The organism is Sporolactobacillus spathodeae, assembly GCF_016908935.1.
Lineage (GTDB): Bacteria > Bacillota > Bacilli > Bacillales > Sporolactobacillaceae > Sporolactobacillus > Sporolactobacillus spathodeae.
The window spans coordinates 43,892-51,069 of record NZ_JAFBEV010000022.1; the positions used below are offsets into that span (position 1 = coordinate 43,892).

The following is a 7,178-nucleotide window of genomic DNA, read 5'->3' on the forward strand; positions in this document are numbered from 1 at the left end:
CTATTTTATTCTACAGAAGGTGATAGGATGGCTCTGGAAGAAAACACACTACTTGATTTAAAGCAACAATCGATACGCCAAATTAACAAGTCGGTGACAAGTGATTTTGTTGGCAATTTCAGCAGTTCTCTCGTCAATTTTGCGATCAGTCTCTACATATTAAAAGTGACCGGATCATCGATGAGTTTCGGCACAACACTCTTGATTGGTCCTGTACTCGGCATTCTCTTTTCACCACTAATCGGTTATATCGCCGACCATTTTGATAATAAGCGGGTCATCATACTCTCGCAAATAAGCTGCGTGATTTTATTGCTCGGGTACAGCCAGATCTTCCCGGTACTCGGTAATGGATGGCGAGGGTACCTGCTGATTCTCGTTCTGGTTGGCACACTGAGTCTCAACACGCGAATTTTCACTGTAGCGTATATGGCCGCGGTTTCACGGCTAGTCAGTGAGCCTTTTATTCAGCAATTAAATTCTTTAGAGCAGTCCGCAACATCACTTGCCAACATCGCTGGACCAGTTGCCGCTGGCGCGCTTTTCGCTTTTGTTCCTTTTGCCTTCTTTATCTATTTTGAAATAGGTGCGGAATTACTTGTTCTGCTGATCGTCAGTTTCATGCATTTTAATCTTGTTCCGAGTGAGAAAACTGAGGATAACAGTTCTGAGACAATGTGGCAATCGATTAAAGAAGGCTTGAAATATGTTCGAACAAAGCCGCTGATCCTCTATTTGATTGTGGCTGCTTCGCTGATCAATTTTCTGTATGCTGTTTTTCAAGTTGGGTTTCCCTATTTGATGGTGCATGTCTTGCATCTTGCTAATCTGCAATACAGTCTGAACGAAGCTATTTTTTCGCTTGGTATGGTGATCGGCGGGCTGTTATCGGCTAAACTCCCAGGTGATCGGGATCCGCTCGCAGTCGCAGCAAAAGGATTGATCGTTGCTGGACTGCCAATTATCGTCGCGGTTGTTCCACTCCTCGTTCATTTGAACGATTGGGTCGATACCGGGCTATTCGCGACGATAAGTTTTATCACTGCAATTGCGCTTGTTTTCGTCAATGTGCCAATGCAGACGTATCTGCAGAAAAATGTCCCTGTCACGTTTCAAGGTCGCGTATTTACAATTATTATGGTTGGTGCGACTTCATTAATGCCGCTCGGGATGTTCGTCTACGGACTGCTCTTCAAAATCATGTCACCGATACCCGTGATTATCGCCTCATTCCTAGGCTTTATTGCAGTCGGGTTGTTTGTGCGGCGGGCCTGCCATACGATTGCACGCCCGGAGCGCAATTGATGTAAAAAAGGGTTTGGCTAGTTTTTTCGAATACGTACAAATTAGTATGTTTTTGCTCGAATAATGCAGCGAAGGCGCTTTGGCCTCTTTCGGGAAAAGCGAGAGTGGGCCACACAGATTCCAACCTTTTTGAGGAGACGCGCCGATGCACGCAGCAAGCGAGCAGCCGAAGCACAATAATGGCAAAAAGGACCTGATTAAGTCAGCGTTGGAAAGAGAAAACATTAAAAAGCTTGCCGTTTCATGGTATGATGAAAAAAGATTGTCGTGTACTGGAGATAGATTAATAGATTGTAAGCGATGTCAATAGGATGGCGCATCTAAGAGCGAAAGGACAAAAGGAAGGGAATGCAATGATTCGAAAAAAGAAAACAATGGACGGCAATGGAGCAGCTGCTTATATTTCGTATGCGTTTACGGAAGTTGCCGCAATTTATCCAATTACGCCAAGCTCGCCGATGGCGGAACAAATTGATGAGTGGTCAGCCGATGGTCGCAAAAACCTTTTCGGCAGCCCTGTCAAAGTGGTTGAATTGCAATCGGAGGCCGGTGCAGCAGGAGCAGTTCACGGTTCGCTGAAAACGGGCACATTGACTGCGACTTATACGTCATCGCAAGGGCTCTTGCTGATGATCCCCAATATGTACAAAATTGCCGGTGAATTACTGCCGGCTGTGTTTCATGTCGCGGCACGAGCTGTTTCATCGAACGCGCTGAGCATCTTCGGCGATCATTCGGACGTGATGGCAACACGCCAGACGGGTTTTGCGATGCTTGCCGAAAGCAGCGTTCAGGAGGTAATGGATCTTGCAGCGGTCGCACATTTATCTGCGTTGGAAGCATCGATTCCTTTTGTTAACTTTTTTGATGGCTTCCGGACAAGTCATGAAATCCAGAAAATCGACGTGTTGGGTTACGACGAATTAAAGCAGCTTTTGAATCCGGAGGCATTGGACGCGTTCCGCAGACGGGGGCTCAGCCCGAATCATCCGGTTGCGACAGGCTCCAGCCAGGAACCAGATATTTTTTTCCAACAACGTGAAGTGATTAACAGCTATTACGACAAAGTGCCGGAAATTGTTCATAATTATATGAAGCAAATCAATCAGTTGCGCGGTACCAATTATGATCTTGTCAATTATTACGGGGCGCCGGATGCTGATCGCGTTTTGGTTGCAATGGGCTCTGTAACATCGGCCATAGAGCAGGTCATTGACTATCTGAGAGATAAAGGGGAAAAAGTCGGCTTGCTGAATGTGCGGCTCTATCGGCCGTTCCCAGCGGAAATGCTAGCTGCAAAATTGCCCGCTACTGTGAAGAAAATCGCCGTTCTGGATCGTACCAAAGAACCAGGCGCAACGGGTGAACCACTACTGCTCGATGTGCAGAGCGCGCTTTATGACAGTGATCAGCATCCGCAGATCATCGGCGGACGGTACGGACTAGGTTCGAAAGATGTGACGCCGGCGGATATTCTTAGCATCTATAAGCATCTTGAAGGGGAACAACTAAAGCGACGGTTTACGGTCGGCATTGACGATGATGTCACACACTTGTCGCTGCCGCTCTATCCGCGAATTGACCTGACACCTGCGGGAACGTACCAGGCAAAGTTCTGGGGCTTTGGTTCGGACGGTACGGTTGGTGCCAATAAAGCGGCGATTAAGCTGATTGGCGATCACACCGATCTGTATGCCCAAGGGTATTTTTCTTATGACTCGAAAAAGTCGGGTGGATTGACCATTTCCCACTTGCGTTTCGGCAAGCAGCCCATTCGTTCCAGCTACTTGATTGAACACGCTGATTTCATCGCCTGCCACAACCCATCTTATTTGCGGTCCTATGATTTGCTGGACGGTTTGAAAAAAGGCGGCGTCTTCTTGTTGAATACGATTTGGAATGATCAAGAATTGGATCGTCATTTGCCAGCTGCTATGAAAAGTTTTTTGGCAAAAAATAAAATCCGTTTTTACACCATCAACGCCTTGTCGCTCGCTGGAAAAATTGGCCTTGGCCGGCGAATTAACACAACGATGCAGACAGCCTTTTTCAAGTTAACGGGTATCATTCCTTTTGAGCAAGCACTTGAGATGCTACGCGAATCGGCGATAAAGACCTACGGACGCAAATCAATGAAAATTGCGCAATTGAATGTTGCTGCGATTAATCAGACCGAGCCGCTCTTGCATCAGGTCGTGGTACCAGAAGAATGGGCAGATGCCGAAGAGAAGGCAGCATCAGTTAACGAAAAGCGCCCGGATTTCGTGCGTCACATTCTTGACCCTATGCGACGGCAACAAGGCGGGCGTATTAAGGTCAGCACATTGCTGAACGAAAATATGGCGGATGGTTCGCTTCCGCTCGGCACGTCGGCGTTTGAAAAACGCAGTATAGCCCTTGAAGTGCCGGAGTGGAACGCCGATGCATGCATCGCTTGCAACCAATGCGCCTTTGTTTGTCCGCATGCTGCGATTCGACCGTTCCTAGTAGATGAAGAAGAAATGGCAGCAGCGCCAGACGGTTTTATTGTCCGCAACATGCGTGGCGCAGATGGGCTCAAATACCGGATCCAGGTGGCTGTAGCGGACTGCACAGGCTGCGGGCTTTGCGTAAAAGAATGTCCGAAGTCCGGCACCGCACTTGCAATGCGGCCGGCAGAAACGCAGAAAGAACAAGCAGTCAACTGGGCTTTTGCGATGACGCTGAAAGCTAAGGCAAACCCTGCCAAGAAAGCGACGATTCTTGGCTCGCAATTTGAACAACCGCTGCTTGAATTCTCTGGGGCTTGCTCGGGTTGTGGCGAAACACCCTATATCAAACTGCTGACGCAATTGTTTGGCGATCGAATGGTGATTGCCAACGCAACTGGCTGTTCATCGATTTGGGGCGCGTCGAGTCCAGTTATTCCTTATACAAAAAACGCTCAGGGACGAGGACCAGCTTGGTCCAACTCATTGTTCGAAGATAACGCAGAGTACGGTTACGGCATGCATCTGGCGCTGAGCGCGCGGCGTAGCCATCTGGCGGCAACTGTACGCGAGGCATTGCAACTGCAGGCGATCAGTGATCCAATGAAAGAAGCCTTGCAAACCTGGCTTGACGGTATGCTTGAAGGCGAAGGGACGCGTGATCGTGCGGAACGTCTTGAGCTTGCGTTGCTGGCAGAAAAAGAACAGCAGCCGCTTCTTGAGAAAATTTATCAGGATCGTGATCTGCTGATTAAAACGAGCCAATGGATTATTGGTGGCGATGGCTGGGCTTATGATATTGGCTTCGGTGGGCTCGATCACGTTCTTGCAAGCGGCGCGGATGTCAATATTTTTGTAGCGGACAATGAAGTGTATGCCAATACCGGCGGGCAGTCATCAAAAGGAACACCGGCAGCGGCAATCGCTCAATTTGCCGCGTCAGGCAAACGGACGGCGAAAAAGGATCTCGGCATGACGGCGATTAACTATGGGCATGTTTATGTCGCGCAGATTGCTTCGGGCGCCAATAAAATGCAGACAATCAAAGCATTGAGAGAGGCAGAGAGCTATCATGGGCCATCCCTGGTGATCGGCTATACGCCTTGCATTTCGCACGGCTTGAAGGGTGGATTGACCCAATCGATTGATGAGACAAACGAAGCCGTCAAGTCTGGCTACTGGGCGTTGTACCGCTATAATCCAGATCTAGAAGAAGCCGGCAAGTTGCCAATGCAACTTGACTTCAGAAAACCGGCTTTTGACCGAATCGATGGGTTTATGATGAAGCAGACACGCTTCTCAGCACTCAAACAGATTAATCCTTTACTCGCAGATAATCTTTTTGACAAAACGAAGGCGGATGCCGAGAAACGGTTCTTTAATTATGCGCGTCTCGCTGGCCAGGAAGAAAAAATTCGTGAGACGATTGCCCATGCGGTCCAGCAATAATTTTTTCGCGCATCATCTCTCACTGAAATGAACTGCGACCGGATGGAGAAACTCGGGCAGATTGAGAATATAGAAGAGGATGTCTCAAAGCTAAAGCTTTTGAGACATCCTCTTTTTTACGCGCTCGATGTGTTCACGAACTTCGTTCTTTGAAGAGCGCTTAACTTGCCTTAACGCCTTGCTCCAACTGGGTCAATAATTGATCGCGGAAGGCAGGATCAGCTTTGTTCCAAATAACTTCTAGAAGTACACCTAGTCCAGGTAGCATCTTTTCTTCGCGTTTCTGAATAGCGTCAACAATGGTTTCCTGCAATTCCTGTTTATTATTATCTTTAATATTGTGCAAAACGGCGCGTCGAATATCCAAATCCATTTGTTTTCCCTCACTTTACTATCAGCATTATTGGTTTATACTGTGGTATAGTATGGATAATTCATGAAGAATTATGCAGGCTGCATCCGGAATGGATCGGATAGAGGGAGTTATTATGTTGCGAAGCATGGTATCGATGCAAAATGAAAAAGTAAAATTATGGAAAAAACTGAAACAACGAAAATACCGGGAACGTGAGCGTCTCTATATATTAGAAGGACCACATCTTGTTCAAGAGGCGCTCTTTTCATCACCGGAGCTAATTTCGGCAATTTTGATCGATGAGGCTTTCCACTTGCCAAAGGATTGGCCACTGGAAACGATTGAAGTGTATCAAGTCACCCACAAAATTTTTACTGAATTGTCGCAGACTGAAACACCACAGGGGATCATTGCTGTCTGCCAGATGGTGCGGCCGCAGATTACCTTGAAAAAAGGTGGCTATCTGCTGGTTGATAGCGTTCAGGATCCGGGCAACCTCGGCACTTTGATTCGAACGGCAGACGCTTTCGGTCTTCAAGCCGTCTTTCTTGGTGACGGTTGTGTGGACGGATACAATGGCAAAACACTTCGTTCCGCGCAAGGGTCGCACTTTCATTTGCCCGTGATTCAGCGCAATTTATTTGATTTGGCGACAGAAATGAAGCACCTCGGGATTCCACTCTACGGATCGTCACTTCAAGGCAAAGATATGACGACGGTTACGGTTCGCGATGCGGCGTTTGGCCTTGTTGTCGGAAATGAAGGGCACGGCGCATCACCTGAACTACTCGCTGAAATGGATGAAGAGGTGAAGATTCCGATGGAAGGGCGCGCGGAATCCATGAATGTGGCGGTTGCCTCTGGTATTCTGCTTTATTGGCTACAAACAGGGGGACTTGCACACCGCGGATAAAGGATTTATACTGATAAAAAATGGATAGAAAAGGCTAAGATGGAGAAGAGTACTTCCGCCGCGCCGGCCAGGGATGACGCGCCACCGACTGCAAGCGCGTCAACGATACGGGCGAAACGAATTCACTCCGGAGCTGCCGATTGAACAATAAGTAGATTGAGCCGGTTGATGGCCGTTACACCATCATCGAGTGGACAGAGATTTGCTCTGTCAACAAGGGTGGTACCGCGACGCTTCGTCCCTTTTTGGGCACGAGGCGTTTTTTGATCACTTCGGGATATTGCCCGCGGAAAGCGAGCGCCAGGAGCGTCCAGTACAGACAAAAAAGGTATCTAAGGCGAACAATTGAGTTTTACTGCGCGGGAAACTTTCTTGCTAAAGATATCAGAGTCAATTCAGGTAGTGATCCAGCAAAAAGGACGCGAGGCGCGAGACTCCTGCGGGAAGAGCAGGCCAAGGGAGACCCCGCAGGCAATACGACTGTCTGAGGAGGCTCCCGGACTGCCCGCGGAAAGCGAGCGCCAGAAGCGTCCAGTACAGACAAAAAAGGTATCTAAGGCGAACAATTGAGTTTTACTGCGTGGGAAACTTTATTGCTAAAGATATCAGAGTCAATTCAGGTAGTGATCCAGCAAAAAGGACGCGAGGCGCGAGACTCCTGCGGGAAGAGCAGGCCAAGGGAGACCCC

General features: G+C 48.3%; 3 protein-coding genes, 1 pseudogene and 1 other annotated feature. Of the genes and pseudogenes, 3 read left to right on the plus strand and 1 reads right to left on the minus strand.

Annotated features, from left to right (window positions below; all coding sequences use genetic code 11):
• The first annotated feature begins 27 nt into the window (after positions 1 to 27).
• Both JOC27_RS10780 and nifJ read left to right on the plus strand, forming a co-directional pair.
• Positions 28 to 1,305: an MFS transporter gene (locus tag JOC27_RS10780; RefSeq protein ID WP_205007303.1), complete on the plus strand. Its 1,278-nt coding sequence runs from the start codon at positions 28 to 30 to the stop codon at positions 1,303 to 1,305.
• A gap of 356 nt (positions 1,306 to 1,661) precedes the next feature.
• Positions 1,662 to 5,189: pseudogene (nifJ, locus tag JOC27_RS10785) on the plus strand (pyruvate:ferredoxin (flavodoxin) oxidoreductase); the annotation flags it as partial.
• Between the two features lie 193 nt (positions 5,190 to 5,382).
• Here the strand turns inward: nifJ and sspI are convergent.
• On the minus strand, positions 5,383 to 5,595 hold the full coding sequence (gene sspI / locus JOC27_RS10790; protein ID WP_205007304.1) for a small acid-soluble spore protein SspI: 213 nt from the start codon (positions 5,593 to 5,595) through the stop codon (positions 5,383 to 5,385).
• A gap of 115 nt (positions 5,596 to 5,710) precedes the next feature.
• On the opposite strand from sspI, the gene JOC27_RS10795 reads away from it, so the two are divergent.
• A complete protein-coding gene (locus JOC27_RS10795) occupies positions 5,711 to 6,490 on the plus strand; it encodes a TrmH family RNA methyltransferase (RefSeq protein ID WP_239530263.1) in 780 nt (259 codons plus the stop codon).
• A 27-nt stretch (positions 6,491 to 6,517) separates the two neighbouring features.
• Positions 6,518 to 6,736: a binding site (T-box leader), on the plus strand.
• Positions 6,737 to 7,178 lie beyond the last annotated feature (442 nt).

Bases quoted from the DNA above. Each gene is read 5' to 3' on its own strand.
- JOC27_RS10780 (WP_205007303.1), top strand. From the start codon at position 28: ATGGCTCTGGAAGAAAACACACTACTTGATTTAAAGCAACAATCGATA.
- sspI (WP_205007304.1), bottom strand. From the start codon at position 5,595: ATGGATTTGGATATTCGACGCGCCGTTTTGCACAATATTAAAGATAAT.
- JOC27_RS10795 (WP_239530263.1), top strand. From the start codon at position 5,711: ATGTTGCGAAGCATGGTATCGATGCAAAATGAAAAAGTAAAATTATGG.